Genomic DNA, 23,568 nt, shown 5'->3' on the forward strand with positions numbered 1-23,568 from the left:
GTATTAGCATTCCTTTCGAAATGTTGTCCCCATCTGAAGGGCAGGTTGCCTACGCGTTACTCACCCGTTTGCCACTAGGCTAGGAAGAGCAAGCTCCTCTTCACCCCGTTCGACTTGCATGTGTTAAGCACGCCGCCAGCGTTCGTCCTGAGCCAGGATCAAACTCTCCAAAAAAATATTTTGAAGAACCTGAATGGCTCTTAAAGTTTCTAGAATTACCTTTTAATAAAGGAATTTCATAGTTTTGCACAAACTATTATGTATGTTTACTGTTTATAAAAACAGTACCATCATCTGGCTTGAATCATGTGTGCATGATTCTTGTTGCATTGTTTAGTTTTCAAAGAACACTTCGCTTTCTCAGAAGCATTTGCTTCATGAGTCAGCTTACTTAGTATATCTTTTATAATCTCTCTTGTCAAGCACTTTTTTAAAACATTTTATAAAAGTCTTGAAGTTGATTAAAAAGAAAATGGTGGGCAGGGATGGATTCGAACCATCGTAGCCTACGGCGACGGATTTACAGTCCGTTCCCTTTAACCACTCGGGCACCTACCCAAATAATATGGTGACCCAGGAGGGACTCGAACCCCCGACCCCTTGATTCGTAGTCAAGTACTCTAATCCAGCTGAGCTACTGAGTCATGTTAAAAGGTTTGTTGCTAATCAGTGAAATGGTGGGCCCACCAGGACTTGAACCTGGGACCGACCGGTTATGAGCCGGTTGCTCTAACCAACTGAGCTATAGGCCCTTTATTTACTGATAGAAAATCTCGCACTGATAAACAATGCGAGAATCGCAAACTTTATGGAGCGGAAAACGAGACTCGAACTCGCGACCCCCACCTTGGCAAGGTGATGCTCTACCAACTGAGCTATTTCCGCATGATATGGAGCGGAAAACGAGACTCGAACTCGCGACCCCCACCTTGGCAAGGTGATGCTCTACCAACTGAGCTATTTCCGCATTTTTATTTGACTGTCAGCAGCCTCTCGCGCTAGCGTTTCGCTGACTGACAAAACATATTCTACTGTTTTGGGACATACTTGTCAACTCTTTTTTTGAAAAAGTTTATTTTTCTTGAAAACAAAGGCTCCCGACTTGGCGGGAGCCATCAAAATCAATGGTGCTGACAGCCAGGATCGAACTGGCGACCTTCGGGTTACGAATCCGATGCACTACCAACTGTGCTATGTCAGCGATACTATGTAATTATACTCCATGGTCATTGTTGTTTCAATCTCTTTATCAGAATTTTTCCAATCTCTTTTTAGTCTGCTCGTTTACCTCAGAGCTTTTTAGCTTCATCAAGGTATTTTCCATATTCTTTGTGAGCTGGAAATCAGACTTTCTCCACTTATCCACAGTATTCAGAGCAATATTTCTGGTTCCGATCACCGGGGAATAAAGGCCAGCACAAATGAGCTTTTCGCCCTTGCCTGGCACCGCCTGTAACCCCTGGATAACATAAGAAAGAATGCCATAATCAGCAAATTTCTCATCATTTCCCATTTCATTCTCAGGACCGGAGGCCATATCCTCCAAAGGAAGTTCATCCTCAAAAAGCTCAATTATCTCATCAACATACTGTTTTTCAGGCAACAGCAGATCAATCATATCATACTTAGTCTGCCATTCATGGCGCAGAGTATCCATTGCGCGAGCAGCATAATCAAGGCCAAGAGCCTTACCAAGATAGAAGCCGTCACCACCATCCATGGATGTCTCAACGCAATCAATACACTCCTTGGAATCAAGGATAGAGTTGGCACTCTTTAAAAGATTGGCTTTTTCTGCCAGATCACTTTTTTCCAGGAAATCCCGAATATCAAAAATATTGCTGTAATCTTCTAAATCCTCTGCAAATTTATCAGCCAATTTTAAATATGCACCTAAAAGCTCATTAGCCTTCTTGTATTTGTTTAAACCCGGAACTGGATTATCCTCCAAGGAAGCGCCAATCAGTTCACCAGCCAGCTGAAAATCTTCCTTGGCAGCATTATTTGCCTCCAATTTGTCCAAGAGCCCACCTCTCTTAATGGCTACAATGGCAGAATACTCCGGCATAATTTCATTTCTCCAGCCCTCCTGCAATAACCACTGGGCCATATCATCATTTTCCGGTTTCAGCATACTTACAGCATGAATACGCCCCCAGCCCTTAAGACGCTTCGCCACAGAATAAATCAAGGCATTGCCATCCTTAAAGGAGCTTAACAAAAACAGGCAGAACAATGTCAGTTCTTCGGAGGCTGCCAATACTAGCAGAATATCCTTCAGCGCCTGAGTTTCTTCACGATCCAAAAGCTCCAGAATAGTAATGGCAAACTTTACGGATTCCACATCCTCGCTCTGTACCAAAAGAGTCATACAAAAGCGTCCCAATGCCTCCGGAGATAGCTTTTCCGGGTGATCAAACACCCAATCCTGAAGAGCATCCATTACTGGCAGCATCACACCACCATTCTGGAAATGAGTAATAAGTGCATTGGCCGAATCCTTAAACCGCTCCTGGGAAGCCATTTCCAGCACCAGAGTCAGCGCACTGATATCTGGATTCTTGGTAGGTCCCATATGATAACGCACTGTTCCATCTATGGCACCATCTGCAAAACGAAGCCCCTGCTCTGGCATCTGACGCAATACAAAATCTTCAGGCAATGTGCCATCAGGCAGCAGCGCTTCCTTAATTCTGTTGTAAATTGATAAATTCTCTGACATCGTATATTCCCCTTGTATACCCATAATATGATTTTAATTATTCCACATTACTCTTGTTATCACGGCTCATCTTAAAGCGATATCCTGCATAAAGAATACACAGCCAGATAGGAAGGGCAATAACTGCCATCCTCATATCCGGAATCTGTGTCATCATTACGATTAAGCCTACCAAAAAGGCAAGGCTCACATAATTGGTCAACGGATAAAGAATGGATTTGAATTTGGAATGAACACCATTTTCCTCGCAATACTTTCTGAATTTCATGTGAGTCAAAGTAATGCATACCCAGTTAATTACTGCAGAAATAACCACCACTGCAAAAAGATACATGAAAATCTGGCTTGGGAAAAGGTAATTCATAACTACAATAATCAAAGTAATACATGATGATACCAAGGTCCCCACTATTGGCACACCACGGGAAGACAGCTTCATAAACACCTTAGGTGCGTCTCCCTTTTCTGCCAAGCCATAAAGCATACGGGCATTACTGTAAATAGCAGAATTATAAACTGAAACCGCCGCTGACAATACTACAAAATTCAAAATATGAGCCGCTGCAGGAATCCCCACATTGTCAAAAATCTGTACAAACGGTGATGATTCCATACCCACCTGATTCCAAGGCCAGAGGCACATCAGCACAAACATGGTGCCCACATAGAATATCAATATTCTCCAGATAACCTGATTAATTGCCTTTGGAATGGAGCGGTCAGGATCCTCCGCCTCACCGGCTGTAATCCCCAAAAGCTCAATTCCACCATAGGAAAACATAACCACGACACAGGCCATGGCCAACCCCCAAATGCCATTTGGCATGAAGCCACCATAGTTCCACAAATTACTAATATTGGCAGGATATCCTAATGGATTGGTAATAATTAAATATGCTCCCAAAAAAATCATACTGAGAATAGCTACTACTTTTACAAGTGCCATCCAAAATTCAGTTTCGCCGTAAGCACTTACATTGACCAGATTAATTGCAGTAATAACAATAAGACAAATAAGTGCCGATAACCACTGGGGCACATCTGGCCACCAGTAATTCACATATATACCAACGGCAGTAATCTCTGCCATACTTACCATGATATAGCAATACCAATAATTCCATCCTGCCAAAAATCCAGGAAAGCCACCCCAGTATTTAGTGGCATAATAGCTGAAGGAACCTGCCACTGGCTCATGCACTGACATTTCTCCCAGCATTCGCATAATGAAATAAATAACTATGCCACTAACCAGATATGCCAGCATTACTGACGGTCCAGTCAGGGCAATAGTTGAGGCTGAACCGTAAAAAAGCCCTGTACCGATAGCACTCCCCAGTGCCATCATTTGCAGGTGCCGGTTCTTCAAACCTCGTTTAAGATTCTTGCTTTCCATAAACCCAACTCCTAATATTGAACATTTTTCCATAGCCATTTTCCTGTGGATATTGTTAATAACTTATTCACAAGATAACCTATTTTGTGAATAACTCAGTGGATAACCCTATATTACAGCTATGTTTTTGTCAACTTTTCACTTTTTTCTGTGGATAAATATGTGACAAATGACAATCAGTATTATAACATATTTTCAGATTGGAAATAAATAACCTCTTGCTGTATACATCATCATGTGATTTAATTACCTCAGAGGTGACTATCATGGAGGAAAATAACAATCAGCAGCTTATCGATATGGCCCATGGCATGCAGGAAGATATAAAAATGAAAATGCTGGAAATGATTCAGCAGGCCGCCAGTCCCTATGACATACTTTATGAGGTAGCCAACTTTCTGGAGGATGTTTCTGCCGAAAGGGGCTATGCACAGCATATCATCGACAACATTCACACCGTTTACGGCATTGCCCTTAAGGAGAAGAAACCTCTGGAGGACGAAATAAAGGATATCGAGGACAGAGCGGATCGCATCCGCAAATCCCTTGAAAGTGGTAAATTCTCCGAAGAGGAAAATGCCAGAATGGACTTTGCCATTAAGGCACACCAACGAAAAGTTGAACAGTTAAAGGCATTGCTTTAACTTATTAAGCATAAAAAACAGGGACTGTTATGGCCCCTGTTTTTTTATACTTTAAATAAGCTTTTCAAATTCTTCCACTGTAATCGGCTGAGAGAAAAAGTACCCCTGCACCCAATTGCATCCTATTGATTTAAGGAAATTCGCCTGATCCCTTGTTTCAACCCCTTCTGCAATGGTATGGATATTTAAGCTACGGGCCATCTGCACCATAGCACTGAGAATATTGCCACCCCTGCCTGTCTGGTCCGTACTCCTTAGAAATTCCATATCCAGCTTCAGTATATCAATATGTATATCCTTCAGCATATTCAGTGACGAATATCCACTGCCAAAGTCATCCATAAGAATCAGGAATCCCTCACTTTGGAGTTTTTCCGTAACCCCCATAATCATTCTCGGATCATCGGTATATGCTGACTCTGTTATTTCCAGCTCCAATAAATACTTAGGGATTTTATACTTCGCGGTAAGTCCTACCAACACATTTACTAGCTCCGGATCATATAAATCTATGCGGGAAACATTTACAGATACAGGCTTTACATTTTTCCCTTCATCAATCCATCTTCTAAGACACTTACAGGTTTCTTCCCAAATAAAACGGTCCACAGCGTAAACAGAACCATTCTTTTCCAAAACCGGGATAAAGGACGATGGCAATACGCAGGAACCATCTGCCTTAATCCAGCGCACTAAAGCCTCAGAGCCCATAATCTGCTCAGTTTCCAAATCATACTTAGGCTGAAGGAACAGCTTAAACCCTCCATGTTCCAGAGCCGCATCAAATTCATTGACTATTTTCTGTTCCAACAGCATTTGGTCACGCATCTTGTTATCATAAACAAAATAAGGGGTTACATGATTGCCCTTTGCCTGATTTAGGGCCATATTAGCACGTTCTATCATTGTCTTTACAGGAATGCTCTTGTCATCCACATGATAAAGTCCAAAGGTCAGCACAGTATGGTGAGAGATTTCAAAGCTGTTAGCCACAATCTGCATGGTATAGATGAGCCGCTCTGCTTCCCCTTCTACTGCCTCAAAGCACATCACAAAATTATCCGCATATAGTCTGGCAGAAAGACACAGCTCCAAATCAATACTTTTTAAAAATCCCGCAATATAATTAAGCAGCTTATCCCCCTGCTGCTCACCAAATACCTCATTAATTACCTTAAAGCGTTCAATATTTATACGGAGAATATCAAATGACTTATCCGGATAATCTGTCATCATGTCTGCTGCCCGACTGCAAAAGGCCTCACGATTCAAAAGCCCCGTGGCGCCATCATAGGATGCCAAAAAATCCAAATCACTCACGGCTCTCTCAGTTAATACCTTGTATGTCCTCTCCCTATCATAATCCATAGCCATATTGATGCCATTAATTATAAAACCATCAGGCACCATCCGATACATGGTAGTAACATTTAAAAGCAGCAGCTTTCGTTGCTGGAGGCTGGTCATAATAACATGTGACTCTATTGAAAGCTGCCCTTCCCTGACAAACTGGCGGCTGCGAATCTTACTGATATTACATGGAGCAAGACGCTCATACTCTCCCTGAAGAAAGCGCTTTACCTCCCAGCTGCCACGAGAGTAATAATGTCCAGAAGGGCTAAAGCCGATAACATTTTCATCCAATACGTCCGCTATGGCATCAACAACGCCTTCAGTAAAAAGCCGCTTTATTAATTTTTCTGTCGCTTTTTGAAGATTATCTATCTCTACTCTTAACGCCATATAGAAACCCCATTTATATAAACGCACAATTCAATCAATAATCTATATTTTAAAACAAATAAAACTTTTTATCAATATTGTATTCTTACAAAGAATTATTACGAAAATCAACTGTTTACACAAATAGAAAGCGGGGAATAGTAAAAGCCGTTGTTACCCTTACTAATCCCCGCTTTCTATTGCCTCCATTCAGGAAACAATCTCCGGTTTTAGTTCAATATGTACACCTCTACTACACCACGGCCAAAATTTATCGCCTCACGGTAAGTATTCATGCACAAGTCTATTCTATTGCCTCGGATAGCTCCGCCAGTATCTGCGGCTACTGCCATTCCATAACCTGGAATAAACACGCGACTTCCCAGCGGTATCACATTTGGATCAACAGCGATAACTCCATGCTGTGCAACCATGCCAGTAGCAGTTATACCGCTGCCGCCACCGTCACTTGGAATATATGCTGTAGCTTCCATCTTCATATGACTCTTATAAGTCATGGACCCCTGTGGGGTATTTACTACATTTACCGGAACAACTGGTACATCAGTTACCTTGATGTGCATACCAGCTACAACGTCTGTATCTCCGGCCTTATCAATCTTATATCTGTTACCTACATAACCAAGCTCTATCATAATGTCATCCACAGTGGCATTGGCAGTAATCAATTCTTTCTGCTCGCCCTTGTATTCGACAACAACTGGTACAGCTCTTCTGATGTGGATGACCTCGTCACCATTTTCATCAGCAGTTACTTTGTATATATCCTTTTCATTTCTGGTAACACCAGCCTGAGTAAGGATATTATCCACAACGTGATATGGAGTGCTCAGTTCAATACGCTGACCATCCACTGAAATTGTTACATGTCTGTGAGACACAAAACCTGTTACCATTGTCATCACAGCCAGTAAGCCAATGCAAATCAGGAACCGGATATCCCGGATACATCGGACATGGAACTTATCATAATTCATTAAATTCCTCCCTTTGTTTTAAAAACATGTTTGTAAGTATATCAGCAAAAAATAGCCTTGTCAAATTTTTAAAAATCACAATCACCACTTTTGGGGTAATATTATACTCCAAATATGAAAAAAATATGAAAAAACGGCTGTAAAATGACAGCCGTCTCCCACATTAGTATATTTTTGCCCTTTTAGACCTATTTCAGCCTTGTGTACAGTGCCTTTGCATTAATTGTAGTTTGCCTTGCAACAGTCTGATAATCAATGCCCTTCAATTCAGCCAATTTTTCCGCCACATACCTTACAAAAGCCGGTTCATTTCTCTTTCCACGCATGGGTGAAGGAGCCATATAAGGGCAGTCAGTTTCCACCAAAATTCTTTCCAGTGGAATTTCTTTTACAATCTCCGGAAGCTTTGCCGCATTTTTGAAAGTCAAAGGTCCATCTACCCCAATATACCAGTCCATTTTGACCAGCTCTCTGGCTATTTCCAGACTTCCAGAGAAGCAATGCATCACTCCCCGGATTCCCTTCCCTTCTTTTTTTAGAATTTCCATGGTATCACCGTGAGCATCACGATTGTGTACACACACTGGTAAATGCAGCTGTCTGGCCAGGTCCAGCTGCTGAATAAAAATACGTTTTTGCAGAGCTCTTTTGTCCCCATCTTTCTCCCAATAATAATCCAATCCAATCTCGCCAATACATACGACCTTATTATTTTTTGTCCAAATTGCTAACTTATCAAAATCATCTTTTTGCATTTCAAAGGCTTCCTCGGGGTGAACCCCCACTCCAGCATAGCAAATGTCATACTCCTGAGCCAATTGCAAAACGTGCTCAGAGGATTCCATGGTATCCCCCATATTTATGATTCCTCCAACTCCATTCTCTTTTGCGTTGGTAATAATTTTTCCTCTATCCTGGTCAAATTTTTCACTATTTATGTGTGAATGTGTATCAATTATATAATTTTCCTTCATATTATATATTCTCCAAATAAACTTAATAATTTAACTCTATATTTTTTTGCTTTAATTACAACATTTTTTCCGTGTTATTTCCTATTTATATAAGCTCAAAATTTTTAATTAATCCGCACTATATAAATAAGGGTTGCCACCAAAAAGCAGCAACCCTATAAAAATTATTTATCGAACAATACTGCCTACAGGCATATCAACAGTAACAACCTCCAGCTCATCGCCCTTGGTTGCAGCAAGAATCATTCCCTGGGATTCTACCCCACGGAGCTTGGCAGGCTTTAGATTCATCACGAGAATAACCCTTTTGCCAATAAGTTCACTTATCTCATAATGCTTGGCAATACCTGATACCACCTGTCTCTTTTCAGTACCAGTGTCTACGATTAGCTTCAGGAGTTTATCAGCCTTTGGTACTGGCTCTGCCTCAACAATCTCCACCACCTGCAGCTTCACCTTGCCAAAATCATCGATGGTAATGAGGCCATCAGCAGGAGCTTCCTGCTTTTTCTCTGCCTTTTCCTTCTTTGACTGCTTTTCCTTTTTAGGAGCCTGGGCCTGAGCCTTGTCCTCAGCATCAAGCTCAATACGTGGGAACAGCTGCTGAGCCTCACCGATATGCATTCCCGCAGGTGTGCCGCCCCAAGTCTTAATGTCATCCAGACGTACATCATTGAAGTCACCAGGAATATTCAACTGCTGCCAAACCTTTTCAGCAGTTACAGGCATATACGGAGCAATCATTACGCTGATAATACGCATAGACTCAATGAGATTGTACATAACATTGGCCAGCTCCTGCTTTTTGGATTCATCCTTTGCCAGAGCCCATGGAGCTGTCTCATCAATATATTTATTGGCTCTGCCGATAAATGCCCATACAGCCTTTACAGCATTGCTGATTTTCATGTCAGCCATGCCTTCTTCAAATGCCTTTACTGCATCCATGGCATCACCAATAAGGGACTCATCAATTTCAGACTTGCCCTTTGGAGCCAACACTTCACCATTCTGGAACTTACCCACCATGTTAAGGCTGCGGTGGAGCAGATTACCCAAATCATTTGCCAAATCAGCATTTATACGCTGTACCAACGCCAACTCGGAGAAATTACCATCCTGTCCCAAATTGATTTCACGGAGCAGGAAGTAACGGATAGCATCAGGACCGTATTTTTCAATCAGCTCAATAGGGTCAATCACATTGCCCAAGGACTTGGACATTTTTGTGCCGTCCACAACCAGCCAACCATGGCCATAAATCTGCTTAGGCAATGGTAAATCCAATGCCATAAGGATACAAGGCCAAATAATAGAATGGAAACGGACTATTTCCTTGCCTACAAGATGAATATTGGCTGGCCAGAATTTTTCAAATTTCTCCGGATCATCAAGGAAGCCAATAGGTGTCAGGTAATTTGTAAGGGCATCAAACCATACATAAATAACGTGCTTCTCATCAATTGGCACAGGAATACCCCAGTCAAAGGATGTACGGGAAATACAAAGATCATCCAGCCCCTGCTTGATAAAATTAATCATCTCATTACGACGGGATACTGGCTGTATAAAGTCAGGATTATCCTCAATGTGCTTTAAAATCTTATCTGCATATCTGGACATCTTGAAGAAGTAGGCCTCCTCAGCCACTTCCTTAACAGGGCGTCCGCAATCTGGGCAACAGCCATTTTCATCCAGCTGGAGCTCTGTCCAGAAGCTCTCACATGGAGTACAGTACAGTCCCTTGTAAGATCCCTTGTAAATATCCCCCTTGGCATAAACACGACGGAATATCTCCTGAACCACCTTCTCATGGCGAGGCTGGGTGGTACGGATAAAATCATCATTGGAAATATTCAGCAGCTTCCAGAGATTCTGAAAGCCGGCCACAATTTTATCAGTGTATTCAATAGGCTTAATTCCCTCTGCCTCTGCTTTTTCCTGGATTTTCTGGCCATGCTCGTCGCTGCCTGTAAGGAAGAACACATCTTCACCGGCCAAACGATGAAAACGTGCCACAGCATCAGCAATGGTGGTGCAATATGCGTGACCGATATGAAGCTTTGCACTTGGATAATAAATTGGGGTTGTTATATAAAAACTCTTGTTACTCACGAAAGAATTCCTCCTAAACTCATATAATAAATATTATTTATTTCAGCAGTGCCTGATAAACATCACGGCGACTGATACCTAGCTTCTTTGCTGTTTCCCGCATGGCGTCCTTATGTCCCATGCCTTCCGCCTCCAGCCTGGCCACCATTTCCACTGGTGAAAGCTGTTGTTCCGGCTCAGCTGCAACTTCATTTTCTGCATCAAAGCCTTCTATAATAATGACGAACTCACCCTTAGGGTCATGTTCATTATAATATTCTGCCAGTTCCCCCAGCGTTCGTCGATTGAATTCCTCAAAGGTCTTAGTAAGCTCTCTGGCTGTAACAGCCCTACGCTGAGGACCCAAAGCCTTAATCAAATCACTGAGGGTTCCCTTTAAATGGTGAGGCGCCTCATAAAAAATCAGAGTCTCAGGACTCCGGTTAATACGTTCCAACAACTCCCGCCGTTTTTTTCCAGTCCTTGGCAAAAAGCCATAAAAGGTAAAGGCGGTGGTATCAAGGCCGGAGCATATAAGGGCAGACAATGCGGCATTGGCTCCCGGCAGCGGGCTCACATTAATACCCGCTTCAATAGCCAGCATAGCCAAATGAGCTCCTGGGTCAGAAATCCCTGGCAATCCTGCATCACTGATACACACTATGGTATCCCCCGCCAGCATTTTCTCCACCAATTCAGGACCTTTTTCCAGCTTGTTATGTTCATGATAGCTGGTCAAGGGTGTATGGATATCAAAGTGGGACAGCAGCTTGCGTGAATGCCGTGTATCCTCAGCGGCAATAAGGTCCGCCTCCCCCAATATCCGCACACTTCTGTAGGTCATATCCTCCAAATTGCCAATAGGAGTTGCCGACAAGTACAGCATACCTATTTTGTTATTACATTCCTCTGACATAAATGTGTCATCCCTTTATCCTAATCCCTTTTAATGTTGTAAATTCGTAATATTTCGTCAGTGTATCCGCCGTCTTCCTTATGAACCATAAGAGGAAGCTCTGCCTTCATGCCTCCCGGCACTGCCCCCACAATACCCTCAATAAGCATAAGATTTGAAGGCTTACCAGGCTTAGGCTGTACTAGCTGCAGCCGCTTCACCTCTATCTGATTTTCGTGCATGGCCACTATGATTTCCCCTAGCCGCTCCGGCAGATGAACCATGGCAAACTTTCCGCGAAATCTCAAAAGATATCTGGCAGCCTTCACCACATCATCAAGGGTAGCTGTTATCTCATGCCGTGCTCTGGCCACACCATCCTCAGCACTTAAAGTGCCCTGATTAAGCGGTCGGTATGGCGGATTTGCAATAACACAGTCAAAGGACTCCGGCGGATAAAGCTCTCTGATTTTGCGATAGTCCCCTTGACTGACGGTAATCTTGTTCTCCAGATGATTCAGCTTTACATTACGCTGGGCCAGCTCTGCCATGACTGAATTCAGCTCCACGCCGTGAACCTCCTTAACCTCATCGGCTATTAAAAGAGGCATCACTCCAGTACCAGTACCCAAATCAAATACCCGCCAGTTTTTATGGTACTTGGGATAATGAGCAAGGAGCACTGCATCAATAGAAAAACAGAATTCCTTGGTATTTTGGATTATTTTTCTGCCACCCAAAAGCAAATCATCCAGGCGTTCATCAGGCCCCAGCTCTATTTCCATATCGCCAAGGCCCGTATCATTAAATATCATCTTCGTCCTTCTCGATTACGTCCTCCCAGGAGGCCACAATAGTCTTGCTGTTATCCAGCAGGATGGTGGCCGTACGGCGTTGCTGGTTGAGATTAATAACCTTGCCCTCACCTTCAGCTGTAACCACCTTGCTGCCCTGAGTTGGTGGCTTAACCTTAACCCGCTTCTGGGACTTGCCACAGTAGCACTCATTTTCATACTTCAAACAGCACATAAGGCGGCCACAAATACCGGAAATTTTTGTAGGGTTAAGTGACAAATTCTGTTCCTTGGCCATACGTATGGATACAGGCTCAAATTCTCCCAAGAAGGTATGACAGCAAAGGGAACGACCACAGCAGCCGATACCCCCCATGAGCTTGGCCTCATCCCTTACGCCAATCTGTCGGAGCTCAATACGTGTGCGGAACACTGCAGCCAAATCCTTTACCAGCTCTCTAAAATCGATACGTCCATCAGCAGTAAAGTAAAAAATTATCTTATTTACATCAAAGGTATACTCCACCTGAACCAGCTTCATAGGTAGGCCATGAGCCCGGATTTTCTCCTCGCAAATGCCAAAGGCCTCCTGCTCCTTGTGACCATTGTCAATAACCTTGTTTTTATCTGCTTCAGTGGCCTTGCGAAGCACTTCCTTCAGAGGCAATACCACATCACTGTCCGGCACCTCCCTTGGTCCGATTACAGCTGTGCCATACTCAACACCTCTGGCAGTTTCCACAATAACATCATCATTTGTTTCAATTTCCAGCTTGCCTGGACTAAAATAATATATCTTTCCAGCCCGCTTAAAGCGAACACCTACTACTGTCTGCACCTTAATCCTCCAATAATGTTTTAACCTTTATAATAAAGCTTTCCACCATCAGCTGTGGATTGACACTGTATCTAAGTCTGCCCTGATACTCCCGCACCAGCTTCAATATAGCAATCAACTGATTATGTGTAAGCTGTCCTGTCAACTTGTTTATCCTTGAAATATCTGTCTGATTGTAAAGGGTAACCTCACTGCCGCTATAAAGCACCAGCTGATCCCTAATCACCATAGCCAAAAAGCCAAACCACTGCCGCAGCTTAAGTTTGTCCTTCTTTCCCATGTTCCCAAGGCTTTTCCCCTCATTCCACACCTTTTCCATATCCAGTTCACCAGTAGCACAGGCCTCGAAAAAATCCACCGCTGACCTTTGCAAGGAAGCCCCTTCCTCATCATTAAGAAGCATGGCCTGACGGACACTGCCATCTGCAAAGGTGGACAAATAATTAGCCTGATGCAAAGGAATCCCCTGTTTTACCAGTACAGAGCTTATATCCTCAGGACTTAATCCCGCAAATTCCTCCCGCATACATCGGGAAATGATGGTATCCAGAAGAGCCATTATAGAATTGGTGACCAAAATAAAATAAATCTGCCCTCCAGGCTCCTCGATAGTCTTTAAAAGGCTATTAGCCGCCGCATCATTCATGGTCTGAACATCATCTATGATAACAGCCCGAACCTTTGACATAATAGGCACTCTGGCAATTTTGCCCTGCATTTCACGAATTAAGTTAATCAAAATGGTCCCATTGCCATCTTTTATCTCTGGTTCCACTGTGAAAAAATCAGGATGAGTTCCCGCAATAAGGGCCTTACATGATGGACACTCGCCGCAGGCACTGCCATTCACTGGATGATGACATAAAAGAGTGGCTGCCATAGCCTGAGCAGCCATTTTTTTACCTATACCATCTATGCCGCAAAAAAGCATGGAATGGGGTACCATATCTTCCCTACAAAGGGTTTTCAGACGTTCAATATTTAATTTGTGACCTGTAATATTATCCCAAGAAATATTCATTACATATATAAATCTACCAGCATACCACGAATAGCATCATGACTAGCCACCACATCAAGCTGATCCGACTGGCCCAGACGAATTTTCTCCGCCATGTTTTCCAGCTCAGTATCAATCTTTCGTACTGTGGTGTACACCTTCTGACGGCCCATGCGGTCCCAACCGGACTGAGTGCTTACATCATACATCTGACTTACCACAGTCCCCACGAAATTTTTGATGAGGCTGCGATATTCAATAAGCTCATCATAGGTTGGGGTCTTAGTAAGTTTGGCACCCTGCTCATCAATCTGATCAAGAAGACGCTGCAGCTGTTCATGGGAAGCACTGCTTCGCTGATCCTCAAACTCAGAGGAAAAATCAGACTCCATGGCATTGGCTTTTCTGTTGGAGCTGCTGCCCATGGCAGGCATCGTTCCTCTAGTTCCTAAGCCTTCTATTTTCATATTTATCACCTGTTATCCCTAAATGTAGAAAACAACAATTATGAGTACACATACCTAATACAATTATAGCTTAGTTTCAGGGTGCATGGCAATAAAAAACAGGGGCTAAGTTCCTTAACCCCTGTAAAAATTCAACTATCATTTTTACTTAAACATAATCATCTTTGCATCGTATATTTCTTCCATAGAGGTGATGAGCTTAAGTACATCAGCCGGTACTTCGCTGTCCAGGGTAAGAATCATCAGATTTACGTCCTCCTTGGAGGTGGTGGAAACCTGCATGCCGGAGATATTAACACCAGCTGCACCCATAATAGAACCCACCTGTCCAATAACACCAGGACGGTTATTATGAGGGCAAAGAAGCAGACAACGACGAGGAGCCACATCCACTCTATTATCATTAATCTGTACAATACGTGCCTTGTCACCAAAGAGAGTACCCTGAATGCTGACAGTCTGATTCTTGCCGGCAGTAACAGTAACTGTAACAGTATTGGCAAAACGCTCCGTATTTTTGTTCTTAACCTCGCTGACTTTAATATTGCGTTCCTTTGCCAAACCAGGAGCATTGACAAAGTTTACCACGTCATCCAACTCAGCACTCAAAATTCCCTTTAAGACAGCGGTTGTAATCATACGGGTGCTTACATCAGCAATTTCACCATTATATGTAACATCCAGCTTCTTGATGCCGCCCTCTACCAAAGCACGGGCTGCACACCCCAGACGCTCTGCCAAATCGAAATAAGGTGCAATCACCTGCATTACAGACTTGGATACCGGAGCCATATTAACGGCTGTCATAACCGGATCACCATGAAGAGCTGCTTTAATTCCCTGGGCAACATCCACAGCCACACCCACCTGAGCCTCAACAGTGGAAGCCCCAAGATGAGGAGTGACAAAGATATTCTTTACACCCAAAAGTGGGTGATCTGCTGGAATTGGTTCACTGGTAAAAACATCCACTGCTGCTCCGGCCACCTGACCGTCAAGAACAGCATCCCTAAGGTCTTCCTCAACAATAATGCCACCACGGGCACAGTTAATGAGGCGAACCCCCTTCTTCATCTTATACATTACCTCTTTATTAATCATTCCACGTGTGGAATCCGTAAGAGGCATGTGCACAGTAATAAAATCGGACTTGGCAATGACATCCTCAAAGGTACCTACCTCAATGCCCATATCTTTGGCACGTTCTTCATTTATGTAAGGATCGTAGCCAATAACCTTCATCTCAAAGGCCAGTGCACGCTTGGCCACACCGCTGCCGATACGTCCCATACCGATAACACCCAAAGTCTTATCCTTAAGCTCCACGCCAGTATACTGCTTGCGATTCCACTCGCCCTTCTGCAGTGTCTCATTGGCTATTGGAATATTACGGGCCATGGACAGCATCATAGCACATGTATGCTCGGTTGCTGCATTGGTGTTACCACCTGGAGAGTTAATAACGATAATACCTCTGGCAGTTGCTGCCGGAACATCAATGTTATCCACACCTACACCTGCACGACCTATAATCTTCAGATTGGTTGCCGCATCGATAACCTCTGCAGTAACCTTGGAGGCAGAGCGTACAATCAAGGCATCAAACTCCGGAATAATTTGTAAAAGTTCCTCAGCCGGCAGCTTATCCTTAATAACACAGTCAAAATCGTCCTTAAGGATATCGACAGCCATCTGAGATACGCCGTCTGCAATTAATACTTTCATGGTAAGCCTCCTATAATATTAAGATTGGAATTTAATGTTGTTTTCACTATACCTTACATCTTATTTTATTTACACTAAAAAATCAAGTGTATTCTGGAGCAAAACTTTTTGTAACAAAGTTTTAATCTTTCTTGACCCTTTTCCAAACTCTGATGTAAAATTAAAAAATAGACGTTTTAAAAATTCTTACACTTTAGGAGGTTGTCCCATGGAAGCAAATCGTATCTATAACTTTAATCCTGGCCCTTCAATGTTACCCTTGGAGGTTTTAAAGGAAGCCCAGGCAGAGTTTTTAAATTTTCAGAATACCGGCATGTCCATATTGGAAATCAGCCACCGTGCCAAGGCCTATGACGAGGTTCATAATCAGGCCAAGGCAGATATCAAGGATCTGATGGGCTTAGGTGATGACTATGAAGTATTGTTCATCCAGGGTGGAGCCAGCCTACAGTTCGCCATGATTCCTATGAATTTTGCCACAAAGGAAAAACGTGGTAATTACGTTCAATCCGGCAGCTTCGCTTCCAAGGCATTCAAGGAAGCACAGATTTTAGGTGTGGGCTATTCTGCTGCCTCCAGTAAGGATGTAGATTATAAGCACATTCCTACCCAGGATGAGATAAAAATGAGTGACGATGCAGCTTATCTCCATCTCTGCTACAACAACACCATCTACGGCACTGAGTACCACTATATTCCTGAAACCGGAGATGTACCTTTGATTGCCGATATGTCCTCTGACATTCTTTCCCGTCCACTGGACTTTAAAAAGTTCAGCTTCATCTATGCCGGCGTTCAGAAAAATCTTGGACCTGCAGGTGTTGTATTAGTGGTAGCCAGAAAGTCCATGCTGGAAAAGAGTCCTGAGGCTCTGCCTAGTATGCTGCGCTATGACACCTTCTACAACAAGAACTCACTTTATAACACTCCACCAGCTTTCTGCATTTATATGGTGGGAAAGACCGCAAAGTGGATTAAGGCCCAGGGTGGTCTTGAGGCTCTTGCCAAGGTCAACAAGAAAAAGGCAGATCTGGTATACGGTGTAATCGATAGCAGTGACGGCTTCTACAAGGGCCACGCAGATAAGGACAGCCGCTCCTTTATGAACGTAACCTTCAGACTTCCTAGTGAAGAGCTGGAGAAAAAATTCGTAGCTGAAGCTCTTGAAAATGGCCTTAGTGGTGTAAAGGGTCACCGCAGCGTAGGTGGTATGCGCACCTCCATCTACAATGCCATGCCTTATGAGGGCTGCGAAAAATTGGCAGACTTCATGGAAAAATTCCAGAAAGCAAATAAGTAATATAAAGACCATATAAAGCTATAACAAAATAAGCCAGCTTCCTTCATCATAGCGAAGGTCGCTGGCTTTTGTATTATTTAATATGTCTTTATTATTTTTCTGGGCTGATTTTAGCCTCAAAGAGTCTGTTCCATGGGCAGGATACCCTTATTTTCTTGATAAAATCACTTTTGCTTGCAGGCAGGTTGTCCACAGCAAAGGTATGCATGAGGGAAGTAGCTCTTAGCTCCACCTGTGCCTTGTCTGATCCCAACTCAGAATACACGCCGCCCTCCTTAAACCATGAAAGCTGACGGCTTACCATCTGACGAATATTTGCCTGATACAGCCAATCATCCAAATAACGAATGGTAAGGAGCTCATCCTTATCCGCCTTTTTCATATCCTTGGCCAGTACGCCCTGAGCCAGGGCATAGCCAATACTGTTGGTTGGGGTATTCCAACCAGAATAGGACTGGAGCTTATAAAGCATATCCTTATCCCGTAATTCCTCCATAAGAGAATTATCAGAACCATTTACAAAGGAAACGTCCGCAACCCCCACTGGTTCTCCCCGATTAATGGCCCGCTCCATATAGGAGACAAAGGTTTTCACATCAGGACGAATCTTTTTATTGTTGCTGTACCAGTTGGCACCCAAATTTGCTCCTGTAGGGTTTGTATTCACCATCAACAGCAAATCCACATTTTTCCCGTTATCCACATATTGGCCGCCCAATAGCTGTACCTGGGCACGCACCGTGGTATCCACAGGTTCATCTGAATAGGCAGGAATAAGATATTTGCCACTGCCCCAATTGTAATCAGCAGTAACCACTGGCTGCTTTTTCTCAATTTCATTCACAGCTCTGGTCAAAAGCAGCAGTCCCAGCTCATCAATACCAGCAATGTTCTGTACCGTTTCAGCGCTCTTCTTCTGGGTGTAATCCCTGAGATGACGTGCCTCCATGTGGGTCTGAGACCAGGCTGCATTATCATCCCTTCCCAAGGCAAGACATTCAAATTTGCCCTTAGCGGCCAAATCTATCAGTCCTTCATTTACGCGATAGTTCTTGCCACGACGGTTATCCCAATCCCTAAGATAAGCAGAAGGGATGAGCTCCATCAAAAATTCCAGTTCCTTCTTCTCCCTGGAGGTTAGGCCCTTGGCATCAGCCTTGTCCTTTAGGGCAGTATAGCGGAAAATGTCATAGCCGTAGGCTTTGTAATACTCTGGCTCCTGGGAACCAGAATTTTCCCCAGAGGTAGGCGTTCTCATCACAGAAGAAAATACGTAAAGCTTGGCATCATCATGGCGATACTTATAATCGGCAAAATTTGCCACTCGTTCCTTCAGCTTCCGTTCTGTAATATCGTGCTTTCTGGAGCTGACCAGACTACCGTAGATCATGCTGTCAGCAGAAATTACAATGGCCTTGATTTCAGGATCCAGCCCCCAAATCTTACCGCCGGTATGAAAACGCTTCTGCTCAAGTTTACTTGGGCTTCTCTTTACTGTTGTATTTTTTTCCAGCCACATCCAAAGATTTTCTGGGTTCCCCATATTATCCTTATTGCCCAAAAGGTCATCGGGAGGTACTATCACCTCATAACCCAGCTTTCTGACGGTATCAGCCGCCATCTCATCTGATACTGGTCTGTTATCATGTGGAATAAATACGATTTTGCCCTTGGAGGTGCTGTTATTTACCTTCTTGGCTTCCGTAGTGTCTGTTGCCCCAAACAGACATATAAGGCATATAAATAACACAAATAATTTTTTCATATTCTCTCTACATTAAACACTCTTATCAACGCAAAACATTTAACGCCATTTCCTTAACATCGTCAGGTACATCCACCTTGGTCTTAACGGTAATATACCCTTCGTGAGGAGTGGCTGACTCGACTCTAAACAAATCCAACAGGCGATGGCCCCTAAGCTCTGTGGTAGCCAGCTCTGTATTTTCCAGTACTGGCTTTAAATCCACAGTCACCTGATTGCCCTTAATGGTGGTTGGTATATCCTCCACTTCAATCTTGCCAAAGATATTCTGTACCATGGACAGAGACATACGTGAAATAAACCACGAGGCCAAACCGTGATCCTTAAGGGCTCTTTCCTTCACCTTGAAGGTGACATGAGAATCATCCATATTATGAACCATTTCCTCAATAGTACCGGAAACCTCAATACGTCCCAGTTTTTTGGTATCTGCTTTAATATCTATCTTCCCATTTTCGTGGGAAGCAACCGTCATAGTTTTTACATTATAGTCGCCGTTGCTCAAACGATGCTCCAAAGCATCATTAATAACAGAATCTGGTACAGAAATACTGCCATTCATAATGTCCATCAGTGACTGATGACTCCAGGTATGCTGTATCACCTGAACTACCGGGCCATAGTCCTCTATAACTTCCGAAACCTGACCCCAGTCAATATTCTGTGCAGCTTCTATTATAGCTACAGGTAAATCCATTATTGGTCATCCCTTAATTATCAAATTACTTTTTGGCCGATGCTTCCATGGCATTCTGCAGCTCAGCCTCTTCAGCACGAATGTCCTGCCACAGCTTGCGGGCATCATTATAGAGCTTGTTGTCACTTATCTTAAGCTCTTTGTCATTAATCATTCTGCCCAAATACTGGGTACAATGCTCCCGATCACCAAGGCGATTAAACATCGTTGCCAAAAGATACATAACCATATTATCAGAGAGGCTCTCAACTGGGAAGCGCTCTGTCATAAGCGCACGCTCATATAACTGTACAGTCTTTCGTGTCCATTCCATCTCCTGATCCTTAATGCCCATGGTACGGAACACCCAAGCCAAACGCAGTGACAGACCAGCAACCCGGGATGCTGGTGCCTGAATAGCCTCAGCACAATAAATAGCCAGCTGATAGGAAGCAATAGCCTCAGGCAGGCCTCTATCTGGAGAAAAGATAAACCGCACCCGCCTGTCGTGCAGGAATTTTGCCATTAAATCACGATGTCTTTCAGGCAGCGGCATCAAAAAATGCTTTTCATCTGCAGCAAAGCCGCAATGCTCGCACACCCAGATAGTGTAATAATAAGGATTAAAATCCCGATAATGGTTGCAATAATCATCATCTGTACGGGAAATCATCAGTCTGGATTTAACCTTTACAACTCTTGTTTCCTTGCCGCAGACAGGGCATTTCTTCTCCACCACAAAAGTAAATTCATTTGACATACTCATCATCCCTCATTTGGTCAGTCACACAAAACATCCGACTATGTCTTACTCATCGTCTTTCTTGACCTTCTTGCTTTTTTCCTTTTTATTATCTTTATTCTGAGCCTCAACAGCTGCCTTAACCTTGGCAGCATCCTCTTCGTTCAGTTCCTCATTGTCCCGGGAATCAGTAGCCTTGTTTTGAGCCCTGTATTCATCCTGCTCTGCCTGCATTTTGACCAAAAGCTCATTTTCAGCATTCTTGTTGCTCCGTAGAGCCAGCTTCACCCTATTGCGCATGGCATAATCAATGATTCTGTTGTAAAACATCCGGTCAAAGCTCTTTTCTGAGAGGGTATCCAGCTTTACGGTGCGGTCAGGTCTATTTCCTGCCAATGCAGTAAAGGTGGAATCAAGGAAATCCTGTTGCTTAAAATAAACAGTCATATCCTGAAGATTAATTTCATAATACTCTGCAGCACCTACCAAATCGCTAAATCCCTCCACGGAGTTACCATTCCAGCGGCGCTTAGAAACCACATCGTCAATCATAAGATAGTCGTATATTTTTATTACTGGTACGACCAATTTATTGAAATCGATATTTCCCTTATCGTCCTTACCATAGCAAATCTGCTGCATATTAAAGAAGTAATCGCACCTTGCAGAAGACTGGACCCACTTAAAGATTGATTCATCCATCTGTGGGCTGGCACTAGCCACAGCTGTCCACAAGGTACACAGAATTGCAAATAAGATAACTACAGACTTTTTCATAACAAAATATGCCTCCATATATACATCTTCAAAAGTTTACTTTAACTCGTCAAAATGAAAAACTTATGAAAAAATGCCCCCCTTAAACCCTGTCATCCGACGGAGTAAGGGTATCCAGTTCATATGGAGTCTCCTGATATACATAATAGTTAAGCCAGTTGGCAAAAAGCAGATTGGCCACCGAACGCCATCTTACAATAGGTGGCTTGGTAGGGTCATCATCGGGATAATAATTTAATGGTACATTCACATTTGGCATTCCCGCAGCCATATCCCGGTCATACTCTGCCTTCAAAGACAACGGATCATACTCCGCATGCCCCGTGATAAAGAACTGACGCTTATCCAGATTGGCAATGGCATAAACTCCAGCCTCCTCGTCGGACTCAGCCATAATGGTCAACTCAGGAATCCGTTCAATATCTTTCTTGCGTACCTCCGTATGACGGGAATGAGGAACATAGAACTCATCGTCAAAGCCACGGAAAAGTCGTTCATTCTCCACACAAAGATGATGCTTATATACCCCAAAAATCTTCGGAGCCACATCATATTTTTTTATACCATAATGATAATATAACCCGGCCTGGGCTCCCCAGCAAATATGGAAGGTGGAATAGGCGTGGGACTTGCTCCACTCCATGATTTCCGCCACCTCCTCCCAGTAGGCCACATCCTCAAATGGCATCTGCTCAACTGGAGCACCGGTTATAATAAATCCATCGTATTTTTTATGACGAACCTCTGCAAAGGTACCATAAAACTCAGTTAAATAATCCGTTGTGGTATGAGTAGGCAAATAGGACTCGGTATAGATAAAATCCACCTCAACCTGAAGTGGGGTGTTACCCAACAGGCGCAGCAGCTGAGTCTCCGTCACCTGCTTTATGGGCATAAGATTTAAAATCAATAACTTCAGTGGTCGTATATCCTGACTGTATGCACGGTCAGAATCCATAACGAAAATATTCTCCCCCTCCAGAATCTTCGTTGCTGGAAGGTTATTCGGTATCTTTATTGGCACGAAATCACCTCAAAAACTATTTATGAAAGCCAGTTATTCATTGTCCAAGCTATAACGCTTTACCCAGCTTTCATGCCCGCCCTCATAAACCTTGAGAGCTTTAAGGGCCTTTTCACTGTTGGTACCAGCCTCAATCACATGGTACATACCATCAGTGGTGTTGGTTATATCCTTCCAGCCAGTGGTGGCATTCCAGGTCATAACCCGAATCACTTTTTCCGTATACATTGGAATATTTACGGCCTTTTTCTGGAAGATGATACTTTCCACTTCGCTGGCAGAAGATTTCTTTTCCTGCCATTCCCAAAAAATAATATTCTGACCCTTCAGACGCATGGTGGATGTATCTGCCATACTGTAAACCACACCGCCGCCATTAGGGGCATCCTGCCACAACTGGAGCCAACGATCATCTGCCTTACGGCGCTCATTTTCTCCCTGGCTGAAAATGCTGTCCACAATATAACAATAGAAATCCTCATCAAACTCCTGGGAATTCATTTCCTTTGGGCGAACTGGGCTGTACACCTTCTCCCACAGCTTATTGTCATCCTTATCATAAAAGGACTCGTTCAAATAGGCCAGTGTACGGTTCTGGGGATTAACCTCCACCTCAGCCAGACTGTAGGCCAGCTGGCCAGGGTTAATATCCTTAATACCGTAATTATTAAGTGTCTCCTGAGCCCCGGCAGGACTGTAGGTGGTCTTGGTCCAGGCACTTATCTGTACCGCAATATTTCCAAAGGAGCGCAGTACCTGCACCTTACCGGGGGCATAAAACTTACTGTATTTATCATCGGAGGAAATCCAATACCATTCTGCACTATCATTGGCAGCATAACCCACAGCAAACATCATCATGAGGCTGCACATAAAAACTAAGCTGGCTATGAATCGGCGTATCATAATATATCACTCCTTCATCATCCCCTTAAATTCAAAAACGAATAAAGAGATACAAATACTTCAGCAGTATATATTTTATCATAAAATGGTAATTTTTTACAGATAACCA

At 43.4% G+C, this 23,568-nt stretch carries 20 protein-coding genes, 6 tRNA genes and 1 rRNA gene; 2 read left to right on the top strand and 25 right to left on the bottom strand.

Translation table 11 applies throughout. The features are described from left to right. The 9 genes from T355_RS0109685 to T355_RS0109725 form a co-directional block, all read right to left on the bottom strand. Positions 1 to 174, bottom strand: a 16S ribosomal RNA gene (locus T355_RS0109685); the annotation flags it as partial. A gap of 299 nt (positions 175 to 473) precedes the next feature. Further along, a tRNA-Tyr gene (locus tag T355_RS0109690) sits at positions 474 to 558 on the bottom strand. Between the two features lie 8 nt (positions 559 to 566). Beyond that, positions 567 to 644: transfer RNA gene (locus T355_RS0109695), tRNA-Arg, on the bottom strand. Positions 645 to 675: 31 nt separating this feature from the next. Beyond that, positions 676 to 752: transfer RNA gene (locus tag T355_RS0109700), tRNA-Ile, on the bottom strand. A 57-nt stretch (positions 753 to 809) separates the two neighbouring features. After that, positions 810 to 885, bottom strand: a tRNA-Gly gene (locus T355_RS0109705). 6 nt (positions 886 to 891) lie between these two features. Beyond that, positions 892 to 967 (bottom strand) — tRNA-Gly (locus T355_RS0109710). Positions 968 to 1,125: 158 nt separating this feature from the next. Further along, positions 1,126 to 1,201 (bottom strand) — tRNA-Thr (locus T355_RS0109715). 48 nt (positions 1,202 to 1,249) lie between these two features. Beyond that, positions 1,250 to 2,722 (bottom strand): hypothetical protein, encoded by a 1,473-nt coding sequence (locus T355_RS0109720; RefSeq protein WP_027397587.1) that lies wholly within the window; start codon positions 2,720 to 2,722, stop codon positions 1,250 to 1,252. Between the two features lie 37 nt (positions 2,723 to 2,759). Next, on the bottom strand, positions 2,760 to 4,118 hold the full coding sequence (locus tag T355_RS0109725; RefSeq protein ID WP_027397588.1) for an amino acid permease: 1,359 nt from the start codon (positions 4,116 to 4,118) through the stop codon (positions 2,760 to 2,762). A gap of 266 nt (positions 4,119 to 4,384) precedes the next feature. Between T355_RS0109725 and T355_RS14160 the strand changes: the two genes are divergently transcribed. After that, the gene (locus T355_RS14160) at positions 4,385 to 4,762 is read left to right on the top strand and encodes a hypothetical protein (RefSeq protein WP_037330099.1); all 378 of its coding nucleotides are present in this window, start codon (positions 4,385 to 4,387) and stop codon (positions 4,760 to 4,762) included. A 51-nt stretch (positions 4,763 to 4,813) separates the two neighbouring features. Here T355_RS14160 and T355_RS14165 read toward each other — a convergent pair whose 3' ends face one another. From T355_RS14165 to serA, 10 genes are all read right to left on the bottom strand, one after another. Beyond that, the gene (locus T355_RS14165; protein WP_051555517.1) at positions 4,814 to 6,505 is read right to left on the bottom strand and encodes a putative bifunctional diguanylate cyclase/phosphodiesterase; all 1,692 of its coding nucleotides are present in this window, start codon (positions 6,503 to 6,505) and stop codon (positions 4,814 to 4,816) included. A gap of 209 nt (positions 6,506 to 6,714) precedes the next feature. Continuing rightward, a complete protein-coding gene (locus T355_RS0109740) occupies positions 6,715 to 7,482 on the bottom strand; it encodes a G5 and 3D domain-containing protein (protein WP_051555518.1) in 768 nt (255 codons plus the stop codon). A 188-nt stretch (positions 7,483 to 7,670) separates the two neighbouring features. Beyond that, entirely contained in the window at positions 7,671 to 8,456 is a 786-nt protein-coding gene (locus tag T355_RS0109745; protein WP_027397590.1) for a TatD family hydrolase, read from the bottom strand. Between the two features lie 168 nt (positions 8,457 to 8,624). Beyond that, positions 8,625 to 10,571, bottom strand: a complete 1,947-nt coding sequence (gene metG / locus T355_RS0109750) for a methionine--tRNA ligase (protein ID WP_027397591.1) — start codon at positions 10,569 to 10,571, stop codon at positions 8,625 to 8,627. 37 nt (positions 10,572 to 10,608) lie between these two features. Beyond that, entirely contained in the window at positions 10,609 to 11,466 is an 858-nt protein-coding gene (rsmI, locus tag T355_RS0109755) for a 16S rRNA (cytidine(1402)-2'-O)-methyltransferase (RefSeq protein ID WP_027397592.1), read from the bottom strand. A gap of 20 nt (positions 11,467 to 11,486) precedes the next feature. Next, positions 11,487 to 12,260, bottom strand: a complete 774-nt coding sequence (locus T355_RS0109760) for a tRNA1(Val) (adenine(37)-N6)-methyltransferase (protein ID WP_051555519.1) — start codon at positions 12,258 to 12,260, stop codon at positions 11,487 to 11,489. Further along, positions 12,250 to 13,077, bottom strand: coding sequence for a PSP1 domain-containing protein (locus tag T355_RS0109765; RefSeq protein ID WP_027397594.1), 828 nt, complete (start codon positions 13,075 to 13,077; stop codon positions 12,250 to 12,252). The genes T355_RS0109760 and T355_RS0109765 overlap by 11 nt, the downstream gene beginning before the upstream one ends. Before the next feature lies 1 nt (position 13,078). Next, complete coding sequence (gene holB / locus T355_RS0109770) at positions 13,079 to 14,098, bottom strand: DNA polymerase III subunit delta' (protein ID WP_027397595.1); 1,020 nt, start codon at positions 14,096 to 14,098, stop codon at positions 13,079 to 13,081. Continuing rightward, positions 14,098 to 14,550 carry a YaaR family protein gene (locus tag T355_RS0109775; RefSeq protein ID WP_027397596.1) on the bottom strand — a complete coding sequence of 151 codons (453 nt, stop codon included), beginning with the start codon at positions 14,548 to 14,550 and terminating at the stop codon, positions 14,098 to 14,100. Before T355_RS0109775 ends, holB begins: the two co-directional genes overlap by 1 nt. 138 nt (positions 14,551 to 14,688) lie before the next feature. Next, entirely contained in the window at positions 14,689 to 16,269 is a 1,581-nt protein-coding gene (serA, locus tag T355_RS0109780; protein WP_027397597.1) for a phosphoglycerate dehydrogenase, read from the bottom strand. Positions 16,270 to 16,477: 208 nt separating this feature from the next. Between serA and serC the strand changes: the two genes are divergently transcribed. Next, the gene (gene serC / locus T355_RS0109785; RefSeq protein WP_027397598.1) at positions 16,478 to 17,569 is read left to right on the top strand and encodes a 3-phosphoserine/phosphohydroxythreonine transaminase; all 1,092 of its coding nucleotides are present in this window, start codon (positions 16,478 to 16,480) and stop codon (positions 17,567 to 17,569) included. A gap of 91 nt (positions 17,570 to 17,660) precedes the next feature. Here the strand turns inward: serC and T355_RS0109790 are convergent, their stop codons facing one another. The 6 genes from T355_RS0109790 to T355_RS0109815 all read right to left on the bottom strand — a co-directional run bounded on the left by T355_RS0109790 (position 17,661) and on the right by T355_RS0109815 (position 23,459). Further along, positions 17,661 to 19,334 (bottom strand): DUF4127 family protein, encoded by a 1,674-nt coding sequence (locus tag T355_RS0109790; RefSeq protein WP_027397599.1) that lies wholly within the window; start codon positions 19,332 to 19,334, stop codon positions 17,661 to 17,663. 25 nt (positions 19,335 to 19,359) lie between these two features. Continuing rightward, positions 19,360 to 20,031 carry a hypothetical protein gene (locus tag T355_RS0109795; RefSeq protein ID WP_037330094.1) on the bottom strand — a complete coding sequence of 224 codons (672 nt, stop codon included), beginning with the start codon at positions 20,029 to 20,031 and terminating at the stop codon, positions 19,360 to 19,362. A gap of 25 nt (positions 20,032 to 20,056) precedes the next feature. Next, a complete protein-coding gene (locus tag T355_RS0109800) occupies positions 20,057 to 20,770 on the bottom strand; it encodes a DUF2225 domain-containing protein (RefSeq protein ID WP_037330095.1) in 714 nt (237 codons plus the stop codon). Between the two features lie 48 nt (positions 20,771 to 20,818). Next, positions 20,819 to 21,529: a hypothetical protein gene (locus T355_RS14170; protein WP_051555520.1), complete on the bottom strand. Its 711-nt coding sequence runs from the start codon at positions 21,527 to 21,529 to the stop codon at positions 20,819 to 20,821. Positions 21,530 to 21,611: 82 nt separating this feature from the next. Next, positions 21,612 to 22,553, bottom strand: a complete 942-nt coding sequence (gene metA / locus T355_RS0109810; protein WP_027397602.1) for a homoserine O-acetyltransferase MetA — start codon at positions 22,551 to 22,553, stop codon at positions 21,612 to 21,614. Between the two features lie 33 nt (positions 22,554 to 22,586). Beyond that, the gene (locus tag T355_RS0109815; protein WP_027397603.1) at positions 22,587 to 23,459 is read right to left on the bottom strand and encodes a hypothetical protein; all 873 of its coding nucleotides are present in this window, start codon (positions 23,457 to 23,459) and stop codon (positions 22,587 to 22,589) included. Positions 23,460 to 23,568 lie beyond the last annotated feature (109 nt).

The organism is Anaerovibrio lipolyticus LB2005 (assembly GCF_000621545.1).
GTDB classification, from domain to species: domain Bacteria; phylum Bacillota; class Negativicutes; order Selenomonadales; family Selenomonadaceae; genus Anaerovibrio; species Anaerovibrio lipolyticus_A.

Bases quoted from the DNA above. Each gene is read 5' to 3' on its own strand.
- T355_RS0109720 (WP_027397587.1), bottom strand. From the start codon at position 2,722: ATGTCAGAGAATTTATCAATTTACAACAGAATTAAGGAAGCGCTGCTG.
- T355_RS0109725 (WP_027397588.1), bottom strand. From the start codon at position 4,118: ATGGAAAGCAAGAATCTTAAACGAGGTTTGAAGAACCGGCACCTGCAA.
- T355_RS14160 (WP_037330099.1), top strand. From the start codon at position 4,385: ATGGAGGAAAATAACAATCAGCAGCTTATCGATATGGCCCATGGCATG.
- T355_RS14165 (WP_051555517.1), bottom strand. From the start codon at position 6,505: ATGGCGTTAAGAGTAGAGATAGATAATCTTCAAAAAGCGACAGAAAAA.
- T355_RS0109740 (WP_051555518.1), bottom strand. From the start codon at position 7,482: ATGAATTATGATAAGTTCCATGTCCGATGTATCCGGGATATCCGGTTC.
- T355_RS0109745 (WP_027397590.1), bottom strand. From the start codon at position 8,456: ATGAAGGAAAATTATATAATTGATACACATTCACACATAAATAGTGAA.
- rsmI (WP_027397592.1), bottom strand. From the start codon at position 11,466: ATGTCAGAGGAATGTAATAACAAAATAGGTATGCTGTACTTGTCGGCA.
- T355_RS0109760 (WP_051555519.1), bottom strand. From the start codon at position 12,260: ATGATATTTAATGATACGGGCCTTGGCGATATGGAAATAGAGCTGGGG.
- holB (WP_027397595.1), bottom strand. From the start codon at position 14,098: ATGAATATTTCTTGGGATAATATTACAGGTCACAAATTAAATATTGAA.
- serA (WP_027397597.1), bottom strand. From the start codon at position 16,269: ATGAAAGTATTAATTGCAGACGGCGTATCTCAGATGGCTGTCGATATC.
- serC (WP_027397598.1), top strand. From the start codon at position 16,478: ATGGAAGCAAATCGTATCTATAACTTTAATCCTGGCCCTTCAATGTTA.
- T355_RS0109790 (WP_027397599.1), bottom strand. From the start codon at position 19,334: ATGAAAAAATTATTTGTGTTATTTATATGCCTTATATGTCTGTTTGGG.
- T355_RS0109795 (WP_037330094.1), bottom strand. From the start codon at position 20,031: ATGGATTTACCTGTAGCTATAATAGAAGCTGCACAGAATATTGACTGG.
- T355_RS0109800 (WP_037330095.1), bottom strand. From the start codon at position 20,770: ATGTCAAATGAATTTACTTTTGTGGTGGAGAAGAAATGCCCTGTCTGC.
- T355_RS14170 (WP_051555520.1), bottom strand. From the start codon at position 21,529: ATGAAAAAGTCTGTAGTTATCTTATTTGCAATTCTGTGTACCTTGTGG.
- T355_RS0109815 (WP_027397603.1), bottom strand. From the start codon at position 23,459: ATGATACGCCGATTCATAGCCAGCTTAGTTTTTATGTGCAGCCTCATG.